Origin of the sequence: Flavobacterium sp. EDS (assembly GCF_020991525.1) — a bacterium.
GTDB lineage: Bacteria > Bacteroidota > Bacteroidia > Flavobacteriales > Flavobacteriaceae > Flavobacterium.
On sequence record NZ_JAJMOZ010000011.1, the window covers coordinates 1 to 22,539 of the forward strand.

General features: G+C 31.5%; 17 protein-coding genes and 1 pseudogene. 14 read left to right on the plus strand and 4 right to left on the minus strand.

The genetic code is table 11. From position 1 onward, the window contains the following. The 7 genes and pseudogenes from LPB87_RS15180 to LPB87_RS15210 all read left to right on the plus strand — a co-directional run. Positions 1-883: pseudogene (locus tag LPB87_RS15180) on the plus strand (hypothetical protein); the annotation flags it as partial. A gap of 285 nt (positions 884-1,168) precedes the next feature. Then, a complete protein-coding gene (locus tag LPB87_RS15185) occupies positions 1,169-2,401 on the plus strand; it encodes a gliding motility-associated C-terminal domain-containing protein (RefSeq protein ID WP_230728443.1) in 1,233 nt (410 codons plus the stop codon). 362 nt (positions 2,402-2,763) lie between these two features. Then, complete coding sequence (locus LPB87_RS15190) at positions 2,764-3,678, plus strand: type IX secretion system membrane protein PorP/SprF (protein ID WP_129538403.1); 915 nt, start codon at positions 2,764-2,766, stop codon at positions 3,676-3,678. Between the two features lie 13 nt (positions 3,679-3,691). Then, the gene (locus LPB87_RS15195; RefSeq protein WP_230728444.1) at positions 3,692-5,683 is read left to right on the plus strand and encodes an OmpA family protein; all 1,992 of its coding nucleotides are present in this window, start codon (positions 3,692-3,694) and stop codon (positions 5,681-5,683) included. Between the two features lie 24 nt (positions 5,684-5,707). Beyond that, complete coding sequence (locus LPB87_RS15200; protein WP_129538405.1) at positions 5,708-6,235, plus strand: hypothetical protein; 528 nt, start codon at positions 5,708-5,710, stop codon at positions 6,233-6,235. Between the two features lie 414 nt (positions 6,236-6,649). Further along, the gene (locus LPB87_RS15205; RefSeq protein ID WP_129538406.1) at positions 6,650-6,868 is read left to right on the plus strand and encodes a hypothetical protein; all 219 of its coding nucleotides are present in this window, start codon (positions 6,650-6,652) and stop codon (positions 6,866-6,868) included. A 1,238-nt stretch (positions 6,869-8,106) separates the two neighbouring features. After that, complete coding sequence (locus LPB87_RS15210) at positions 8,107-8,385, plus strand: DUF983 domain-containing protein (protein ID WP_230728445.1); 279 nt, start codon at positions 8,107-8,109, stop codon at positions 8,383-8,385. A 447-nt stretch (positions 8,386-8,832) separates the two neighbouring features. Here LPB87_RS15210 and LPB87_RS15215 read toward each other — a convergent pair whose 3' ends face one another. Then, positions 8,833-9,579, minus strand: a complete 747-nt coding sequence (locus LPB87_RS15215; protein WP_230728446.1) for an NUDIX domain-containing protein — start codon at positions 9,577-9,579, stop codon at positions 8,833-8,835. 387 nt (positions 9,580-9,966) lie between these two features. Here LPB87_RS15215 and LPB87_RS15220 point away from each other — a divergent pair, with 387 nt between their 5' ends. From LPB87_RS15220 to LPB87_RS15230, 3 genes are all read left to right on the plus strand, one after another. Further along, positions 9,967-12,219, plus strand: a complete 2,253-nt coding sequence (locus tag LPB87_RS15220) for a TonB-dependent receptor (protein ID WP_230728447.1) — start codon at positions 9,967-9,969, stop codon at positions 12,217-12,219. An 11-nt stretch (positions 12,220-12,230) separates the two neighbouring features. Further along, positions 12,231-14,543: a glycoside hydrolase family 3 N-terminal domain-containing protein gene (locus LPB87_RS15225; protein WP_230728448.1), complete on the plus strand. Its 2,313-nt coding sequence runs from the start codon at positions 12,231-12,233 to the stop codon at positions 14,541-14,543. 408 nt (positions 14,544-14,951) lie between these two features. Then, the gene (locus LPB87_RS15230) at positions 14,952-15,701 is read left to right on the plus strand and encodes a hypothetical protein (RefSeq protein WP_230728449.1); all 750 of its coding nucleotides are present in this window, start codon (positions 14,952-14,954) and stop codon (positions 15,699-15,701) included. Positions 15,702-15,764: 63 nt separating this feature from the next. On the opposite strand, the gene LPB87_RS15235 is transcribed toward LPB87_RS15230, so the two are convergent. Then, positions 15,765-16,178 carry a glyoxalase gene (locus LPB87_RS15235; protein WP_230728450.1) on the minus strand — a complete coding sequence of 138 codons (414 nt, stop codon included), beginning with the start codon at positions 16,176-16,178 and terminating at the stop codon, positions 15,765-15,767. A gap of 70 nt (positions 16,179-16,248) precedes the next feature. On the opposite strand from LPB87_RS15235, the gene LPB87_RS15240 reads away from it, so the two are divergent. Continuing rightward, a complete protein-coding gene (locus LPB87_RS15240) occupies positions 16,249-16,632 on the plus strand; it encodes a hotdog domain-containing protein (RefSeq protein WP_129538413.1) in 384 nt (127 codons plus the stop codon). 93 nt (positions 16,633-16,725) lie between these two features. On the opposite strand, the gene LPB87_RS15245 is transcribed toward LPB87_RS15240, so the two are convergent. Further along, complete coding sequence (locus LPB87_RS15245; RefSeq protein ID WP_129538414.1) at positions 16,726-17,982, minus strand: mechanosensitive ion channel domain-containing protein; 1,257 nt, start codon at positions 17,980-17,982, stop codon at positions 16,726-16,728. Further along, entirely contained in the window at positions 17,975-18,259 is a 285-nt protein-coding gene (locus tag LPB87_RS15250; protein WP_129538415.1) for a DUF3817 domain-containing protein, read from the minus strand. Before LPB87_RS15250 ends, LPB87_RS15245 begins: the two co-directional genes overlap by 8 nt. A 104-nt stretch (positions 18,260-18,363) precedes the next feature. Here LPB87_RS15250 and LPB87_RS15255 point away from each other — a divergent pair, with 104 nt between their 5' ends. The 3 genes from LPB87_RS15255 (at position 18,364) to LPB87_RS15265 (ending at position 22,507) form a co-directional block, all read left to right on the plus strand. Then, on the plus strand, positions 18,364-18,897 hold the full coding sequence (locus LPB87_RS15255) for a DUF6155 family protein (protein WP_230728451.1): 534 nt from the start codon (positions 18,364-18,366) through the stop codon (positions 18,895-18,897). 107 nt (positions 18,898-19,004) lie between these two features. Beyond that, positions 19,005-20,543: a DEAD/DEAH box helicase gene (locus tag LPB87_RS15260; protein WP_129538417.1), complete on the plus strand. Its 1,539-nt coding sequence runs from the start codon at positions 19,005-19,007 to the stop codon at positions 20,541-20,543. A 629-nt stretch (positions 20,544-21,172) separates the two neighbouring features. After that, on the plus strand, positions 21,173-22,507 hold the full coding sequence (locus LPB87_RS15265; RefSeq protein WP_230728452.1) for a DEAD/DEAH box helicase: 1,335 nt from the start codon (positions 21,173-21,175) through the stop codon (positions 22,505-22,507). The last annotated feature ends 32 nt before the right edge of the window (positions 22,508-22,539 follow it).

A 22,539-nucleotide genomic window follows, 5' to 3' on the forward strand; every position in this document is an offset into this window, starting at 1 on the left:
CCATACTTTAGCCTATAAAGATGAGGATGGAAAAACGGAAACCTTTAAATTAACAGATTTAGTTGGTGCTTCAGAAACCTTAACAAGTTTAGTTTATGATGATGTTGCCCATACATTAGCGTATAAAGATGAGAAAGGAAAGACTGAAACGTTCAAATTAACAGACTTAGTAGGAGCCGCTGAAACAGTAACAACAATAACTCCTGTTGTATCAGGACATAAAATTGCTACTTATACGAATGAGACGACAAATGCGCCAGTTGAAATTCAAGAAACAGTAACTAAGCTTGAAGTGAATACACTTGCAAATGGTACTTTAGATTATACTAATGAAGAGACAACTCATAAATTAGATATTACTCCATTGGTAAAAGAACCTTGGTTTAGTACAACTACTAATAAAGGAGCAACTCTAAATACAGAAGACATCTATACTAAAGGATGGGTAGGAATTGGATTTACAGAAAAATCTGCTGCACCAAATGAGATGCTTAGAGTAAATGGTACTATTACTACAGTAAACAGTTATTTTGCCGATTATGTTTTTGAAGATTATTTTAAAGGTTTCTCAGATATAAAAGCAGAATATAAGTTTAAGTCATTATCTGAAGTAGATGCTTATATAAGAAAGAACAAGCACTTACCAGGTATAACACCAATTACTCAATTAGAGAAAACAGCAGAAGGCTATGCATTTAACCTTTCAGAATTATCAATTCAGTTATTAGAAAAAACCGAAGAATTGTATTTGCATGTTATTGAGCAAGACAAACAACTTGATGCAAAAAACAATGAAATTCAGGAATTAAAAGCAAGTTCAAAAGCTATGAATGAGCGTTTGGAAAAATTAGAAAGATTGATTTCAGAAAAAGATAATCAATAATCAAAAGTTTAAAGAACTGCAATTTTTAATTGCAGTTCTTTATTAAAATTTATACGAGTATTAAGCATTCTATATACAAAATTTAAGAAGTCTTTCTGCTTTTAGACAGAGTTGCATAGGCAATTATAAGTGTACAAGTAAAGATTAAAATAAGTTACATCGTTTCCTTATGGAGGAAATGGTAAAGTAAAAACACCTCTTTTTAGAGTATGATAAAAGAGGTGTTTTTTAATGTATAAAAATGATAACAAATCATATTTATGGATAACATTTAAAATAATAGTTATGACCAAAATTTATATAAGTGCAATTATACTGGCAGTATGTACAGCTGGAAAACTTAATGCACAAACAGTAAATACAGGAGAGTTAGTAATGATGCCCGGAACACAGTTTTCGACAGTAGGAGATTTTAATAATATTACTACTGGTGACGTTGTTAACGACGGCATATTTTCTGTATATGCTAATTATAATAATGACGGAATGGTGACATTTAGCCCCTCACTAAATACAGGGTTAATCCATTTTAAAGGAACAACTGGAGCACAAATTATTTCAGGAACATTACCGAGTGAATTAAACGATGTACGATTTGAAAACAAGTCGGCACAACCAGCTTTTTTATTGTCTGGAGATTTAAATGTTTACGGTGTTTCTAAATTTTATTATGGAATAGTAGACAATGAAACTGATGGAGGAAACTTTGTATTTGAAGCCAATGCTTCTCATGAAACTACAAATAATGATAGTCATGTATTAGGACATGTAGAACAAAAAGGAAAGAATGAATTTGAGTTTCCCATAGGAGACGGAGGATACTATAGATCAATGGCTATTGGACAAAGTGACCAAGAGAATAAGAATTATACAAGTGAATATTTTAAGAAGAATTCGAATGGAGCGTATCCACATAATAAAAAGCAAGAAGCAATTACATTTATTAATTCTGGAGAGTATTGGAAATTTGATTCAACTGACGACGCTATTGATTTTGCATTAACGCTTTCATGGCATGAAGATACGACACCAGCGGAGATCATTAATAGCACACAGGCAAATACTTCTATTGGAATTGTAAGATGGGATGAAAAAGATAAAGAATGGAAATCTTATAATGTAGCAACTGATGTTAATAATAAAACAGTAACAGCCAAAATTACTCAGGATGGGATTTTTACACTTGCTAGAATAAATAAAATACTTAAACCTAAAGAAGAAAATGTAATTGTTTACAATGGTTTTTCACCTAACGAGGATGGAATTAATGATTTCTTCTTTATAGAAGGATTATCAATTTACCCAAATAACACCTTAGAAATCTATAACAGATGGGGAGTTAAAGTGTTTGAAACTTCAGGATATGGTATAGATGGAAACTGGTTTAAAGGAATTTCAGAAGGAAGAGCAACTATTAGCAAAGGCGAAAAATTATCTACAGGAACCTATTTTTATATACTTAGGTATAAAATAAGCGAGGATATTACTAGAGAAAAAGTTGGTTATCTGTATTTCTAATATAGGAATACAACTAATCAAAATTGGTAGAGGGTTTTAATTTATTTAAGCTTAATTGATATTAAAAAAATCTCGCTTAGATGAATCTACATGACTTATATGGGGAACTATTTTAAACATATATGACTTAATGTTGATTTAGAACTAAAATACAAATAACCTTTTTTTAATCAATGACTAAAAAGTATCAGAGTTTTAAACAAGATATATTATTAGAACATGCCACTGTCTGGGTGTGCAAATTGAAAACTATTTTAAGTGATTATTTTAAAAATATAGATTCTATGTTGATTTGAAATTGAAATAAGAAGTATCTAAATTAAAATTATTACTTAAATCAGTATTTAAAAATTAAAAATAATATGAAAAAAATAATAATAGTTTTGTTATTGCTAGCTGGTTTTTCTCCATCTTTTGCACAGCAGGATGCACAATATACACAGTATATGTACAATACCATGACAATAAATCCAGGATACACAGGAACAAGTGGTACTACAAGTATATTGGGAATTTATAGGGCGCAATGGGTTGGATTAGAAGGAGCGCCTAAAACTGGAAGTTTTTCTATTCAAGCTCCCATAAGTATAGATGGGCAGGGGTTAGGATTATCCATTATCAATGATCAAATAGGACCAACAAAAGAAACTGCAGTCTCGGTTAATTATTCTTATCCAATTCAATTGTCAGAGGATGTAAAGCTATCTTTTGGATTGAGTGCTGTGGGTAATTTTTGGGAAATCGATCACACTAAATTAACTATTCATGAAGGAAATGACATCCTACTCTCAGGTATACAAAACAAGTTTTCTCCAAACATAGGAGCAGGAGCATATTTACATTCAAATAAATGGTATGCGGGAATATCTGTACCAAGATTTTTGGAAACAGAATTCTATGACGATGTTAAAATCTCAACTGCTACTAGAAAAAAACATTTTTATGCAATGGGAGGCTACGTGTTTGAATTATCAGATGCAGTAAAATTTAAGCCTGCAGCGATGATAAAAGCAATAAGCGGATCACCACTTGCGGTTGATGTGTCAGCAAACTTTCTTTTGGAGGAAAAGCTTACGTTGGGAGTGGCCTACAGATGGGATGCAGCTATAAGCGCTATGGCTGGTTTTCAAATCTCACAAGGTTTAAATATTGGTTATGCATATGATTTTGATACTCAGAAAATAGGGAAATACAATTCAGGATCTCATGAAGTTTTCTTGCGATTTGATTTGTTTCCAACATCAAAATATAGAATGATAACACCAAGATTCTTTTAATAATTGATAATCTATGAAAATGATCTATAAAAAAATAGCCATTGTTTTTGCCTTCCTTTTCTTTTCTATAACACATACAGCTTACACACAGGTACGGAATAAAAAATTACAAAAAGCAAATGAAGCTTATGATCAATTTGCATTTGCAGAAGCAAGTAAATTGTACAAAAGAATAACAAACAAAGGGAATGCTTCAGCAACTGTATATGCTAAACTAGCCGATTCTTATTATTATAATTCCAATTACTCAGAAGCACTAATATGGTATGCTAAGCTAATGGAGACTAAAGGGAATATAGCACCAGAATATTATTTTAGGTATGCACAAACATTAAAAACTGCAGAGCAATATGCTGAAGCGGCTACTATTCTAAAAAAGTATTATTTAAAAACAGGAAAAAAAGACACAAGCGATAATTGGCTTCCAGAAAATTTTTTGTCCAAAATAAAAGAACAATCTGGGCGCTATGTGCTGAAAGACATTACGATCAATTCGCCTTCATCAGAATTTGGAGTCACTTTTTGGGATAAAGATAAACTACTGTACGCAACAGCTAAAAACTCTAGTTCAGTATTGACACAAAAAAACAATTGGGACAATCATTCGTACTTTAAAATTTATATGGCAACTATTACTCCCGACGGAGGATTAGCAAATCCTAAACTTTTAAAAGGAGATGTAAATACAAAGTATCATCGCAGTACACCAGTAATAACAAAAGATGGTAAAACGATGTACTTTACAGGGAGTAATTATATAGGAGGAGAGTTAGGAAGAAGTAGAGAGCTAGGAATTAATTATTTAAAAATATATAAAGCACATTATATCGATAATCAATGGAAAGATATAGAAGAATTACCTTATCCTGTAAACAGTGATGGATTTTCGTCAGGACATCCTGCTTTAAGTCCAGATGATAAAGAGTTATACTTTGTATCAGACAGGAATAACGAAAAGGGGAATTCAGATTTGTATGTTGGTAATATAACAGAAGCTGATGGAGTAAGCGATATAAGATCATTAGGCGACGAAATTAACACATTAGGAAGAGAGACTTACCCTTTTGTAGATGCTTCAGGGATATTATACTTTTCATCAGATGGACACCCAGGATTAGGAGGACTAGATGTTTTTGCGGCTGTAAAAGATGAGGCAGGTATTTATAAAGTTGTTAATTTGGGAGACGGAGTAAACTCAGCTTATGATGACTTTACATACGGAATCAACAAAGAAAACAAAAAAGGATATTTTTCGTCAAATCGACAAGGAAATGACAACTTATACGGTTTTACAGAAAACCGACCAGTAGATTTTTCATTTAATATAAAACCAACTATTTCAGGTACAATAAAAGATAGTATTACAAAAGCACCTATAGCAAATGTTACTATTGAAGTTTATGATGCTGATTTTAACAAAACAGCAACCTATTATACTGATAATGAAGGTAAATATTCTATTTTACTTGAGCCATTTCAAAATCATACATTAGTATATAAGAAAGTAGGACTAATAGAAGAAACAGTGTCAATCCCTATGTTACAACAGTTAGAAAAAAGAGTGATATCTCCTGATTTGTATAATGAGATGGAAGTTATTGTTGCTAATAAGAGAGTAATACTGAAAGAAGGAGATGATTTAACCAAAAAGTTAGAACTAAATCCGATCTATTTTGATTATGAAGGTTCCAAAATAAGAGAATCATCTAAAGCAGAGCTGGATAAAATTGTAGCACTATTATTAGCCAGGCCAAATATTTCATTGCAAGTAAATTCACACACAGACAGTAGAGGAAGAGATGAATTCAATTTACGTTTATCAAAACAAAGAGCGGCGGCTACAGTTGAATATATTGTAAAAGCAGGTATTGCAAAAGAAAGAGTTACTGGCGAAGGTTTTGGAGAAACAATGCTGATTAACCATTGTACAAATGGAGTAAAGTGTTCAGAAAAAGAGCATGAATTAAACAGACGCTCCGAATTTATTATAATATTGAATAAATAGAATAATTATTTTAATTAATTTTTTATGAAGAACATTACAAACGGAAGAAACATAAAAAGAGTATTAGTTTTATGCTTTTTTTTATCAATAAATACTTGGGGACAAACAGGTATTAATACAAAAAATCCAAATGCATCATCTGTACTAGAAATTCAGTCAAATAATAAAGGGGTACTGATTCCTCGGGTAACACTTACGAGTAATACAGACAATACGACCATACCAAACCCTGCAGAATCACTTTTAGTTTATAATACAGGGCTTGATTCTAATTTTAACATTCCTGGATATATGTATTGGAATGTTGATTCATGGGTTATATTATCTCCTACAAAAACAGGCAAAGCAATTATAAAAGATGGGCTTGTTAAAGATTCTCAAAGATTATTATCAAATAGCTATTCAGCAACAATAATAGATGATATTTTAACAGTGGTTTATTCTGGTGGTAATGGTGTTTATTACCCAAGTGGAGCTAAATATTTAGCAAGCGGTTCTGTAGGAGGAAGTAAGGAAGTGTATTTAGAGCTTCAGGCAGGAAAGTTAGAATAATCTACAGGGACATTATTTTATAAAATCACGGGGAAGCCTGGATCATCTGTTAGCGCGGGTTCTATAAAAGATCTTAAAATAAAATTTCAAGATCAATCATTAGGAGATATAGAAGTAGGAGGAAAGACAAAAACGGAAGCTTTACAATACACACTTAAGAATTCTGTTAAGATAGAAGATGGCAATGAATTTGGAGCAAACGGAAGCATACTAACTTGGTATAGAAATGATGTAGATTTTGATAAATATATCGAATTACCTGATGATGGGGCTTACGTTTTTTCTTTTAGGTTATACGGAGTTACCGCTAGTGCTATTACTACTATACAACAACAATGGTTTTTTATTAGTGGATGGAAAGAGCAAGCAGATACTTCAGTAGGATCAGCTTCAGTTTTAGCAGATATTTCAGAAATGGGACTCATTAGTCCTCGAAAAGGTGCATCTATTACCTATACAATAAACCTTACCGTATCAGGAATGAAAGGAGATAGAGTTTTTTTTAAAATGGCTCGTGGTCATAATAATGGTAAAGATCAATCTTTTGATCTTACACTGAAAAATGGAAGTACTAATAGTACACCTAATGAAGCTAATGGAGCACGTACCTCTATGTTTTATTTTAAACTTTAAAATAGATCGTTAGCAGATGAAATATAATGTAGAATAAAATTGAATAGTTTTTTATATTTTTTGGTTTGTAGTAGTGGCTGTAAATGGACAAATAAAATGCCTGTTTATGTCTACACTGCTGTTTTAACACATTGTGGCTCAGATTCATATGTGTAAAATCTATTAAAAGCAGGCATTTTTGATAAGTTTTAGCTGAATAGATAAAAAATATAGATTAGTAAATAGCCAATTAGATAAACTATACGATTCTGTGCCTTAAGCGAGAGATGTTTTGGTATAGTGCTTTAGTTTTTAAAAATAATGGTATTACGCTCATGTTAGTATATGAACTAAAATTTTCACGTGATGGCGTAAAATAGCCCAGCTTAAGGTTTAGTAATGGACAATATACCAGCTAATTATTTAGCCTGTATCCGAGGTATGAGAGATTAATTTATTAATAGTATTGTTTTAGAAAGACTGGTATTGTGAAAGTAATGCCAGTCTTTCATTATTTATACACAAATAAGATACTCGCAATTAATGATGTTAAGGGCAATAAAGGAAAATTAATATAAATCTGCGCTATCTGCGAGCCAAAAATAAAACGCAAAAGCGCAATTTTTAATAATAAAAGAATAATAAATTAGCGGACAATTAAAGTAAATCTGCTTTATCTGCGAGCCAAAAATAAAACGCAAAAGTGCAAGTTTTAATAATAAAAGAATAATAAATTAGCGAACAGTTAATATAAATCTGCTTTATCTGCATGCCAAAAACAAGACGTAAAAACACAAGCTTCAATAATTAAGAATAAAATGTTTCCTACAAACAATAGCGGACAATTAAAGTAAATCCGCTTTATCTGCGAGCCTAAAACAGCGACAGAGAATGAAATAACCAACAGTTATCAGAACTTCAGTAATTCAGAATCTTTCTAAAAGATAGCATCTTTTTTTCTGAAAAATTAAATCTTTACGTATATTGCGTATTCTGACAGTTATCGAGATCATGCCCTTTGCGGTTAAATTTCCCCCTCGATCAAAAAAAAAGACTCTAATAATTTTAAAATCTTCCACTCGTAAAGACACTGAAATGCAAGTTTCAAATAAGTGCAGAGACGATTTATAGGAGTTTTTAATAATAATATAAACACAAGAATGAGGTTACATACTATTTTTAAACTTAAATGCCCTAAATGCTACAAAGGCAATTTATTTACAAATCACGGACTTTTCGTAGTGAAAGAGATTCGTAAAATGAATAGAAATTGCTCACACTGTAGTCAGGATTTTAAAATAGAACCCAACTTTTACTCCGCCGCTTCATGGATTAAATACCCAATAATACTACTAATTGTTGTTCACTTAGTACTTTCAGTCATTGCATTAAATACGATGTATGGATTATCGTTAAAAATTCTGATACCAATATTTATGGTTATTTGCCTTGCAATACAAGTTCCGATAATACGAATTTCTAAAGCTGTTTTGATAAATTTAACTCTGAATTTTATAGGAGATAGTAAAAAGGCTTAATTTTTTCTATAAGGTTCTGAGGTTTTTTTAGACTCTGAGGTTCTAAGTTACAAAGTTCCGATAGCTATCGGAACAAAGGCTGTTTGTCTGTGTGTAACTCTTTGCGATAATGCTTTCGAACTTTGTGGTTAATTTTCTAGGTAAAACAATCCCAATCTTGTCACCCTGACGGAGGAAGGGTCTCATTAAGTAACTCGAGATAGTTTATAGAGCTACTTGCTCTGGTTTTGTTCGAGGATTGAAAAATTCTTTTAAAGGTACTAAGTTGCTAAGAGTAAGGCACCATTTTTTTTTAAGTTCTGAGTCGCTAAGGTTCTAAAATTAAGTATCAAAGTTCCGATAACTATCAGATCCTTTGCATCTTTGTACCTTTGTACCTTTATTCTAATATCTATCCGAAACTTTGCACCTTTGTTCCGATAGCTATCGGAACTCTGAACCTTTGCGTTACCAACTCCCTTTAAAGCCTTCTTTCAGTGCGTTATTGTATTCTTCTATATTAAAACTATATAAATCAGGAGCTTTATGTGCACCGCCTTTACGGGATTCATCTAATTTGGTTAGAATATCATAGCGTAATATTTTTCTATAGAAGTTACCGCGATTAAGCTTTTTATCCAAAATGATCTCATATAATTTTTGAAGCTCGGGCATGGTGAATTTTTCAGGAAGAAGATTATAACCAATCGGATGATTGCTTAATTGCTCACGTAGAGTAACAAGAGCTTTATCTAAAATTTCTCTGTGATCCATCATAAATGGAGGCAAATCATCAATAGATTTCCATTCGCAGGCAGTAGAGATATCATCTATATTTAAATTCACCTTAGAGTGTTCAGCAAGAGCGTAATAGCCTATGGAAATAAATCGTTGTTTATTCCATAAATTATCATCATAATCTTTAAAAATACCTTCGGAACGGTTTAAATTACCAAAGGTGTGAAATTGTTGGAGATAGATATTTTCGGTACCGGTTCTGTTTTTTAAAATCCGAATGGCGGCATCGTCAATATTTTCATCTTTTTGCACATAACCACCAGGAAGACCAAAAGCATCCTGATCTTTCATTTTAATGGTTAGTACCTGAAGAGAAGAATCTTTAAAACTGAAAACAGCACAATCAATAGAGAGTGAAGGAACATATTTTCCCCATGACACTTCAGAATCTTTTTCTAGTATTTTTTTAAACTCCATAGAATATAATTACGGTCAAATTTACTCTTTTGATATCTATATGTCAACTTTTAAAAAATTTTTTGGATTTTTTTTTCATTTTTTTTTTTAATCAAGCTCTTAAAACTTGTTATCTAACTCAGAATTTAACATTGATAAAAATTACGGTATAAAGATTTTTCTCACTGTTTACGGGGCTTTACGCAAACGTGATAGTGCTTTTTTCTTCAAATTTTAAAATGTAACAATAGTAGTTTTTTGTTAATTATATGTGATTTATCTATACTTAAAAATTCGATTTATATAATTATTCTTTCAATTGTTTGCTAATATTAAAAAATCTAATTAATATTGCTTCATAATGAAGCAATGAAATTTAATCCTTTTATTTAATTAACCAGATAACTTATGAAAAGAATAATTATTTCAGCAATTTGTATGACAATTTTCCCAGCTTTTGAAGGATTTTCACAAGAGGAAAAAATATCACGAAAAGCAACAGATACCACAAAGACAAAAATTCTAGAAACCGACACCAAAGAAGAAAAAAACAGAAATGTGATGTTAAATGCGGCAAACAATACAGGGCCGCGTGATGTGAATATAGGATTACCAACAACAGTAGGGGGAATCACAATTCAGGAAAATGATTTACCAGTAGTTTATTATTTCTGGCCAGAGTTACCAAACAGAACATGGAGACAAAGCAAGAGTTTAGGACGAACGGGTTTATTGAAAATTGGTGAAGCAGCAATTACAACAGGTGATTTAGGATTTACAGTTAATTCATATACAAGATTAGGAACAGATAAATTAGAAATAAACGGTAATTTTTCGGGATCAAGTTTCGGATGGATGAAAGGAGACTTAAATGGTACAGGACCATTAAGCAAAGGTTGGTCGTATACAATGGGAGCCTATGCTAATTTTGATCCGAATTCATTTGATTTAAAATTTGCTAACTATTCAGATAGGACACAAATTTACCGAGCAGGAATAACTAAGAAATTCAACAATGGAAAAGGCGAAATTAGCTTTTTGTATAAATATGCTAACTCAGCATCTTTAAGCAACTATGCTGTTTTTGAATATAAAGAAGGAGGTAAAGTAGAAGAGTACAACGGTTTTAGAATAGGACGAGATTCTTATATCGTAAACGATGGAACTTTCATGTTTAAAGACATACTTACAGGACAGTCAAAAAAAGCTGATATGGGAGGTAGTGATGCCGTATCAACTTCACATACATTTGATTTATTAGGGAACTATGACTTAGCTAATGATTGGAAGTTTAATTTCTCAACTCGTTTTCGTTATGCAAAAGCATCACAATTAGTAACAATACCGTTAAGTATTTTTGAAGCTACAGCAGCTGATAATTTTACTTATCAGGCTACAGGGCAACCATATGTAGGTAATGTGAATTCAATGCTTGCAATGTACACAGATGGAACACCAACAACTACTTTTTTATCACGATTTGAAATAAAAAAGAATGTTGATAATCACAAATGGAGATTTGGGTTAATGGAATACTATTATAATGTAGATGAGTTTACATCAAGCCGTTCGTTTTTTAATCAGACAGTAAGTGCAAACCCAGATAAATTAGTGCGTAATACTCCAGGAGGAAAAGCAAATACAGATGCAAGTGGATTTTACAACTATAACGTAGGAGGAGAGTATCATAATGGTTTTGAGAATAAACTATCGGCTTATTTTTCAGATAACTGGACAATATCAGATCGTTTAACAGTAGCATATGGTGTAAATTTAAGATATCACAAATTAAAAGGAGATTATTATCAAACACCAAGAACACCAAATGTTGTATTTGATCCAAGTCAGAAAACATATTTTGATAATAACTGGTTTCATTTAGGAGGATCTATAAATGCAGTTTATAAAGTAATAAAAAGTGCAGGAATCCTAGCTGATTTTACTTATACCGAAAAAAATGGACAATTAGAAAGTTATTCAGGAGCAGCAGAACCTAACTTAGCAAAAACAAAAAGCCCATTGGGAGCATTTGGAGTATATTTTAATCAGGAAAAATTTAGTATTGTTTCACAGGCTACTTATCTAACAAGAAATAATTATCAGGCAAGACTTAATTTAGTAAATCCAACAAACTCAAGCCAGTCAGAAGTAGCAACAGTTTTTTATGACATACAAACTTTGGGTTGGACTACAGATATCGTGGCAACGCCATTTGAAGGATTTAATCTTCATTACTTGATAACGTTCCAGGATCCAGTTTATAAAAATTATAATTTTTCAGCTTTTGGAAATAACTATTCATATAATGACAAAAATGTATTAGAAATATCAAAAGTATTGATGGAAATTGATCCTAGTTATACCTATAAAGATTTTAAACTATGGGCAAGCTTCCGTTATTTCAGTAAGCAATATGCAAATCAAACAAATGCATTATACTTTGCACCAAGATGGGAAACATTTGGAGGAGTAAATTATAAAATTAATAACCATTTCGATATCGGACTTACAGCAGTAAACTTCTTAAATCAAACGGGAGCGAAAGGAACAATAAACGGAGCAGAATTAATTACAGATGCTTCACCATATTACGATAAACTATTGGTAGGATCATATATTCGACCATTTACATTAGAAGCGTCATTAAATTTCAGATTTTAAATAGTATATAAATGAAAAAAACAGTCATAACGATAAGTTTAGCTTTCTTTTTAAGCGTAACGATGCATGCCCAGCAGGAAAATTTCACAATAGTTAAAAATAATAAAGGGGCAGATTTAGGATATTCTCCTGAATCAGGAGTAAAAATTTTAACCATAAACGGAAAAAAATTTAAAGATTTAAATAAAAACGGAAAATTAGATAAATATGAAGATTGGCGACTTTCAGCAGATGAGCGTGCCAAAGATTTAGCATCAAAAATGACGGTAGAACAAATTGCAGGATTAATGCTTTATAGCCGTCATCAATCATTACCAGCAGGAGTATCGGGATATAATTTAGGAACATATAATGGTAAAGTTTTCCCAGAAAGTAATGCCAAAGCGTATGATCTGGCAGACCAACAAAAAGCATTTTTACAAGAAGATAATTTGCGTCATGTATTAATTACAAATGTAGAAAGTCCAGAAGTAGCTGCATTATGGAACAATAAGATGCAGGCATTTGTAGAAGGAATAGGATTAGGAATTCCTAGTAATACCAGTACCGATCCGCGACATTTAGCAACTGTAACTTCAGAGTTTAATGCAGGAGCAGGAGGAACAATTTCGATGTGGCCAGACGGTTTAGGAATGGCTGCAACTTTTGATCCAAAAATTGTAGAGCAGTTTGGACAAATAGCAGCCAAAGAATACCGTGCATTAGGAATTGCAACAGCCTTGTCACCACAAATAGATTTAGGAACAGAACCAAGATGGTATAGAATTTCGATGACATTTGGCGAAAGCCCATCATTAACAAGAGATATGGGACGTGCCTATATCGATGGTTTTCAAACATCATATGGAAAAGACGAAATCAAAGATGGATGGGGATACAAGAGTGTGAATGCCATGGTAAAACACTGGCCGAGCGGTGGAGCCGAAGAAGGTGGACGCGATGGACATTGGGCTTATGGGAAATTTGCAGTATATCCGGGGAATAATTTGCAACAGCATATAGATCCTTTTGTAAATGGAGCGTTTAAATTAAAAGGGAAAACCAGTAAAGCATCAGCAGTAATGCCTTATTACACAATCACTTTTGATCAGGATAAAAAATACAACGAAAATGTTGCTAATGGATATAGCAAATACATTATTACCGATTTATTAAGAGATAAATACGGTTACGATGGAGTAGTTTGTACCGATTGGCTGATTACAGGAGATGAAGGAAAAACACCAAATGTCTTTGCAGGAAAACCTTGGGGTGTAGAAAATCTTTCGATTGTAGACAGACATTACAAAGCGATCATGGCAGGAGTAGATCAATTTGGAGGAAATAATGATAAAAAACCAGTTTTAGCCGCTTATGAAATAGGAATCAAAGAATATGGAGAACCATTTATGAGAGCCCGCTTTGAAAGATCAGCAGTTCGATTATTAAAGAATATTTTTAGAGTAGGACTTTTTGAAAATCCATATCTGAATATATCAGAAACAAAAGAAGTTGTTGGAAATTCAAAGTTTATGGAAGCAGGATATGATGCACAATTAAAATCGATTGTATTATTGAAAAATAAGGCATCAATTCTTCCATTAAAAGAAAAGAAAACAGTTTTTATTCCTAAAATTTATACAGCTTCAAAGAAAGACTGGTGGGGAGTAGGAAGCATGCCAAAATTTGAATACCCAGTAAATTTAGAATTAGTAAAAAAATACTATAATGTTACAGACGAACCTTCAAAAGCAGATTTTGCAATTGTTTTTGTAACAAGTCCACAAAGTTTAGAAGATGGGTATGATTTAAATGACAGAACTAATGGAAGTAATGGCTATGTGCCAATTTCTTTACAATACGGAACGTATACAGCAACAACAGCAAGAGCTAAAAGTATAGCCGCAGGAGATCAGGTTATTGACCCAACTATTACCGATAGAACTTATAAAAATAAAACGGTTACTGTAGCCAATACAATGGATTTGAGAACCATTCTGGATACAAAAGACATGATGGAAGGTAAGCCAGTTATAGTTTCAGTAACAGCTTCAAAGCCAATGATTTTTAATGAGTTTGAAAATCAAGTTGATGGAATTGTTTTAAATTTTGGAGTATCTACACAGGCTGTATTAGATATAATATCTGGAAAAACAGAACCATCAGGTTTATTGCCAATTCAGATGCCAGCTAATATGGAAACAGTTGAAAAACAATTTGAAGACGTTCCATTTGATATGGTTTCGCATAAGGACAGTGAAGGAAATGTTTATGATTTTGCTTATGGGTTAAACTGGAAAGGAGTTATAAAAGATAGCAGAACCAGCACATATAAGAAAGAATAGCATATCTAAAATAGCTCATATAAGAGCATATAAATAAAAAGTAAAGTTAGTTGTAAAAACCAGTGAAGTAAAGAGCACTGGTTTTTTTATGCATTATAATAAATGCAATTTAATCTTAAAATGATTCGTTATTTGATTTTAGTCTCTCAATTACCAAATTCATCATTCTTTTAAGATAGTTTAGGTTAGTGTAATTCATATTTGTTTGAGATATAAAAAATGAAATGCTAACGTTCAGAAGAAGCTAATTGAAATAATGCGGGTTGGATAAATTTAATATATTATAATAAGGTAGTGATAATTAATATGGTTTTATGTATTTTGTTGCTATATTCTTAATAATTTTATTTTGCTATAGATTAAATATACTTTTTTTCTTATATTACGAAAATAATAATATTTAGTACTATGGTTTTTATAAAAAAAATAAAGGTTGCATCGTTTTTGTTCCTAATTACCAATTGTGTCTTTGGGCAAATGACAGGTATAAATACACAAAAGCCTGAAGCTGATCTACACGTTAAAGGGGACATGATTCTAACAGAAACTCCAGTTCTATCTACACAAGCACATGTCTTAGGAGTTAATGATAAAGGAAATATTGGTATTTTACCTGTTGTTCCAGCTAAATTGATGTTTATACAATCATCAAAACTTCAAACATATACTGATGTAGGATCGATAAATAAGTTTAATGCTGGAGACGAATTTATTGTAGCATGGGATTTATCAGAAATAGTTACAAATAATATAGTAGCCTTTAATGGTAATCCGAGTAACTTAGATACGCAATATTTTGAGTTTAAAGAAGGTGGTATGTATGAAATTAGTGGTTTTATTAACTATAGCCCAAATATTACTAACAAATATGCTACCGAAAGATATGCAGGGGTAAATGTCGCTATACAATATTATGAAAATGGGAAATGGGAAAATCTTGCTGCAGCAAGAAGTTTATTTTCTATAGATTATGCAGATTTATCACAGACTATAAATGTAGCTCCTGCTATTAAACAATTTGCAAAAGGAGATCGATTAAGAATGATATTCAAAAGACCTGCTTCAGACTTTGGAATGTCTCACGAGAAAAATTTTGGAATACACAAACCTACAGGAACAGCATTTACAAAAGGATTTAAAATAATAGCCTATAAATAAAAGAAAACCAGTGAAGTTAAGTTCACTGGTTTTTTTATGCATTATAAAAAATGCAATTCAATTTTAAAATGATTCATTATTTGATTCTAATTCAAATAATTGTACTTGATTTTTAAGCCTTTCAATTACCAAATTCATCATTCTTTTATTCAAGCTGGAAGAATTTAGAATATACGATTGATATTCATCCAAAGTAAAAAGAGCGATTACCATACCTTTAAGTGAATTTCGGAATTTAATGTCTTTTTGAATAGCATTTTCAATTACCGAAAGTTTCTTTTCAACGGTATAAGAATAAAAATCAGTTTTGTTTTTATTGACATAATTTATAAAAACAGCGACTAATAAATCATTTTGGAGTTTTAAAATCGGCCGAAGTACTTCGTTTTGAAATAATTCATCTGCAGAAGATTGAGCATTTACAGTGCCTAAAGTTGGTCCTCGGAATTCTTGTAAAAAAGCATCTCGCTGGCTCATATTTTTATTCTAAAATTAAAAAAAATAATGATACTAAAAGGTTATTTTTGTTACTAATAAATTAACAATTATGAGATTTCATACTCGAAAATGGGTTAAACCCGAAGATCTAAATCCAAACGGAACGTTATTTGGAGGACAATTACTGGCATGGATAGACGAAGAGTTGGCTTTATATACAATTATTCAGCTAGAAAACTATAGAGTGGTAACCAAGCATATGTCGGAAATTAACTTTAAAAGTTCAGCCAAACAAGGAGATATTGTCGAAATTGGAATTGATGTAGTTAAGTTCGGAAATACTTCACTAGTATTGAAAAGTGAAGTAAGGAACATGATGACCAGAGAAACTATTATTACAATCGATACTATTACAATGGTAAATCTTGGTGAGGATGGGAAACCAAAGGCACATGGAAAAACGAAGATAGAATACGTAAAAGACCGTTTATAGATTTTACATTATATAAAAAAATAACCATATAAGTCATGTAAGTTGATTAAAGCAAGGCTTATGTTTTCTTATATAACTTATATGGTTTAAAAACTACTCTAAATGACCAATCTTTGATGGTAATTCAAATATTTCTAGATCAAAATAAGGTGCAGAAGCAATAATGTGATCAAAAATATCAGCCATTATATATTCATAATTTGCCCAACGTTTATCACTTGAAAAAGTATAAATTTCTAAAGGAACTCCATGAGCAGTCGATTGTAATTGACGACACATCATGTGCATATCTTTATTTAATCCCGGATGACTTACCATATATTGAATAATATATTTTCTGAATAACCCAAGATTAGTCATATTTCGACCATTGAGAGCCAAAGACTTGTCAATATTATTTATCGTATTGTATTTTTCAATTTCGGACTGACGAGATTCAATATAAGGAGTAATAAGTTGAATCTTTTTCATCATATTCAAATCATCATTAGACAAAAAACGAATCGTACTGGTTTTAATCAAAATATGCCTTTTAATACGACGACCATCTGATTTTTGCATCCCACGCCAGTTTTGGAAAGAGTCAGAACTCAAAGCATAAGTGGGAATGGTAGTAATTGTATTGTCAAAATTTCGAACTTTTACTGTAGTAAGATTAATTTCGATAACATCACCATCGGCTCCAAATTTGTCCATTGTAATCCAGTCGCCAATACGAACCATATCGTTGATAGCAACCTGAACACTAGAAACGAAACCAAGAATAGTATCTCTAAAAATTAAGATAATAATTGCTGACAGAGTTCCTAAAATGGTTAATAATTCACCTTGTTTGATTCCGAATAATTTAGAAACAATAATTACAATTCCAAATATCCATAGAATCATCATAACAACCTGAATAAAACTATCAATAGGTTTATCGCTATATTCAGGTTTTTGTTTCAAATAATCTTTAAGAGAATTAAAAACAGTTTGAATGATCCATAGCGATAATAGTACGATATATACACCAACAATTTTCCCAAAGACCAATTCCCAATATTCATATTTGTCTAAGATTATAGGAACAGCTTTATAGATAAAGAAAAACGGAATTAAGTAAGCGGTGTATTTAGTAGTTTTATTATTGATTAAAAAATCATCAAACTTAGTTTTTGTTTTTTGGGCAAAAACAGCGGTAAGAGTTACCAAAAGAAATTTAGCTATATAATATACGGCGTATGCCATTATTATTAATAAAGCAATATTTAATACAAGACTAAGGTAGGCCGCAATATTGCGACTCATACCCCAGTCTCTAAAAAGAGGGTATAAAAAGTTAAATATTTTCTCCAAAAACTTAAGCATTTTTCAAGTATTTATACTCAACATAAAAAGTACCAAACGGAATCACTGAAGCAATTAAGATTAACATGAAAGTTTTAAAATCCCATTTTTGAGCACTTTTTAATAAAATAGCTAATAAAACATATGCCACAAATAGCAAACCATGACTCATTCCGATAGGGAATAATAGTGTTTTGTACAAATCTAGGTTTGTAGGCTTAATAAAAAGCATGTTAGAGAATAAAACCAAGTATGAAATTCCTTCTAAAATCGCTGTAATCTTAAAAATCTTGAGCATTTAATTATTTTTTTAAATTATTAACGGTAAAATTAATGATTCTGCTTGATTTTTAGGGTATCGAATGAGAAAGTAATTTACTTTTACAATCTTAAACTTTGATAATGAGTAAACGCGATTTAAAAAAATATTTAAACGATCTTACTAAAGAACAATTAGAAGAGCAGTTAATCGAATTGTACGAGAAATTTGCTCCTGTAAAAGTCTATTATGATTTTGTGTTCAATCCAAAAGAAGAGACATTGCTGCAGGAATGTAAGTTGAAAATTTCAAACGAATATTTTCCAATTAAAGCAAAAGCATCAAGACGGCGTTTAAAACCAAAAATGCGACGTTCAGTAGCTCAAAAATACATCAAACATTTTATACTTTTAGGAGTAGATCCGTTTGTAATCGCTGATGTTATGCTTTACAATATCGAAATAGCACAAACATATTCATCTGAAAATCCTGTAAAGCAAGAACTTTTTTACAAAAGCATGTACAATTCATTCGATCAGGCAGTGAATTTTATAGTTTCAAACGGAATTTTAGCCGAATTTAAATCCAGAATAAATCAGATTTATGAGGAAACAGCTACTCAAAAATGGAAAAATGAGCCTGATTTTGAAGTAATTTTGGATAAAATCACATTTTAGAACCCATTCCATAATTAAATAATCGTGAACTTTTCTTTTTATTTTAAGATAAAAAAGGCGCAATAACTGTTTTTTAGGTGTATTTTTGCAAAAACCAATAAAAAACAATGTCTCAAAACACTTTAGAAATAGAAAGAGAAGAAAAAAAAGAACTTTATGCATACCAACAAAATGATATTGATGCCATTTTTGACCGCTTAGATAACGGATCGGCGCAACATCATTTGTTGTATCAATTGCCTACGGGAGGAGGGAAAACAGTGATTTTTTCTGAAATCGTACGCCGTTATTTGTCGCAACACGAGAAAAAAGTAGTAGTTTTAACACACAGAATTGAACTTTGTAAGCAAACTTCAAAAATGTTGAAAGGTTTTGGTGTTAAAAACAAGATTATCAATAGTAAGGTAAAAGAACTATTAGACCAAAATGAATATTCATGCTTTGTAGCGATGGTCGAGACATTAAAAAACCGTATTAATGACGAAAAATTACATTTAGATAATATTGGTTTAGTAATTATCGATGAGGCACATTACAATTCATTCCGAAAATTATTAAGCTCGTTCAAAAATGCATTTATATTAGGAGTAACAGCAACGCCGTTAAGTTCAAATATCAAATTGCCAATGCACGAAAGTTATGATGAACTAATTGTAGGAGACACAATAGGTTCGTTAATCGATCAAGGATTTTTGGCACGTGCAACAACTTATAGTTATGATGTAGGATTAACATCACTTAAAGTAGGTATCAATGGAGATTATACCGTAAAATCTTCAGATGATTTATATACAAACACAATCATGCAAGAGAAATTATTGCATGCTTATACAGAAAAATCGTTAGGAAAGAAAACCTTGATTTTTAATAATGGTATTCATACTTCATTATATGTTTATGAAACCTTTAGAGAAGCAGGTTATGATATTCGTCATCTTGATAATACAAGTAGCAACGAAGAACGAAAAGATATATTACAATGGTTTAAGAAAACTCCAGATGCAATTTTAACATCAGTAGGAATCTTAACTACAGGATTTGATGAACCGACAGTAGAAACCATTATATTAAATAGAGCAACCAAATCATTGACTTTGTATTACCAAATGATAGGACGTGGTTCTCGAAAATTACCTAATAAAGATGAGTTTACAGTTATCGATTTAGGAAATAATGCAGCACGTTTCGGATTATGGAGTGAGCCAGTAAATTGGCAACATATTTTTAAATCACCAGAATTTTATTTGGAGAATTTAAGAGATGATACCGAAATCGAATTGTATTTTAAATACAGCATGCCACCAGAATTGCGTGCAAAATTTAGTAAGACAGCCGATGTAAGTTTTGATGTCGATGAAGAACATAAAATTGCAATAGCACAAAATTTACGCTCAAAGGTCGTTTTAGATAAGTCATTAGAACAACACGCTGCAATGTGTGTAGATAATACTGAAACGTTACAAGAGGCAAAAGCACTAGGAAAAGAACTAGACGACGATATCGATTGTCGTATCAAACGATATTCAAAATGTTTGAGTCAATGTAGCAAGAATTACCGCGAATGGCTTATAGACGATTATAAATTGAAGTTGGTGTTATTAACTGGTAAAAAATACCGTGAAAAAATAATGAACGAACCAGATTGATATTCTTTTGAGTCTTAAAGCCGAAAGTCTTAAAGTCAAAAGCATCACTCACTTTGAATAAAAGTTATAGTAGTTTGTTACTCTGAGCGAAGTCGAAGAGTATTTGTATGAGAGAATCCTACAATCTGTCACTTTGAGCGGAGTCGAAGAGCTTTTAGGAGCTATCCCGATAGCTATCGGGACCTGCTGTATGCTTTATCTTTTATTTTTTGAAAAAAAAATAAAAGGATATCGCTTCCATCAGGGCTAGGGTTTTCGTATTTATAGTAAAACAAAAAAATGAAATCATTAAGAGATTAAGGTATGTTTAAATAAAACTTAATCTCTTAATGGTAAAAAAATAAAAATTAGTACAATTAGTGGTTTAGAAACAAACCATTAAGAAATTAAGAAAAATTAAGCCTTTTTTAAAATTGCATAATTCTATGCAAAACTAATTAAGCGAGTGAAGATCCTTCCTTTGTCAGGAAGACAAGATTAAGAAAAATCATTTTAATCAGTGGCAAGAAACAAAAAAATAAACTAGTAAGAGATTAAGCTTAATCTTCCTTAATTTCTTAATGGTAAAATAAAGAATAGTTAGAAATTTTTAAATCTTTAAATTTTTCAATTTTAAATAAATTAAGACAATGTCAAAACAATTTTCAGATTTAGGAATTTCAGCACTGATACTAAAAGCGCTAACCGAATTAAATATTAGTACTCCAACCGAAATTCAGCAGAAAGCTATTCCGCTAATTTTAGCTAATAACAGTGATGTAGTAGGTTTAGCCAAAACAGGAACAGGAAAAACAGCAGCCTTTGGATTACCATTGTTACAGCTAATAAATCCTGAAATCCCTACAGTTCAAGCAGTGATTTTAGTTCCAACAAGAGAATTAGGACATCAGATATTTAAAAATTTAGAAGATTTTTCAAAATACCTGCCACAAGTTTCTATAGCAGCAACTTGCGGAGGAATTCCAATAAAACCACAAATAGAGCGTCTTACACAACCTACACATATAGTAGTTGCTACACCGGGGCGTTTAATCGATTTAATTCAGCGTAAAGCAATCAATCTAAAAGAGACACAATATCTTATATTGGATGAAGCTGACGAAATGGTTTCAATCTTAAAAGAAAGTCTAGATGAAATCGTAGCCGAATTACCAAAAAAACATACAACACTCCTGTTTTCAGCAACATTGCCAGGAACGATCAAGCAATTGATTCAGAATTACTTATCTAAAAATGTAATTCAGGTAAGTGCCGACATGGAAACTGTAGGAAATCAAGGAATTGACCATGAATATATAGTCGTTGATCCGATTGAGAAACTAGATGTTTTAATGCATTTCTTGAATTCTAGAGAGGGAGAACGCGGAATTATTTTTTGTAAAACAAAAGCGGCAGTAAACAAACTAGCTAAAAACTTAGCAATAAATCGTTTTTCATCAGGAGCATTGCACGGAAGTTTATCACAAGGAATCCGTGATAGAATCATGGAGCAATTTCGTGAAGGACATATTAATATATTAGTTGCGACAGATTTGGCAGCTAGAGGAATAGATGTTAAAGAAATTTCATATGTAGTAAATTATCATTTGCCAGATGCTTACGAAGCTTATGTACACCGTAGCGGAAGAACAGCTAGAGCAGGAGCAAAAGGATTATCACTTACAGTTTTGCAACCAGAAGAAGTTGTAGAAATCGCTGATTTTGAAAAAGAATTAGGAATTAAATTCACAGAGTTCAAAAAACCATCAGTTGCAAGTTTAGAAGAGAATAATACACTATTGTGGGCAAAACAAATTTTTAAAACAAAACCAAATCACGACGTTTCAACTGATTTAAAGACAAAAGTAAAAACAGTTTTTCATCATTTAACTAAAGATGAATTGATAGAAAAGTTGTTGGCAAATTATATCTTGCAAAACAAACCAGAGGCAGTTGAAAAACCTGTTAAAAAATTCAAAAAGTAAGTATTGATGAGTATGTAACTGTTAATATATGT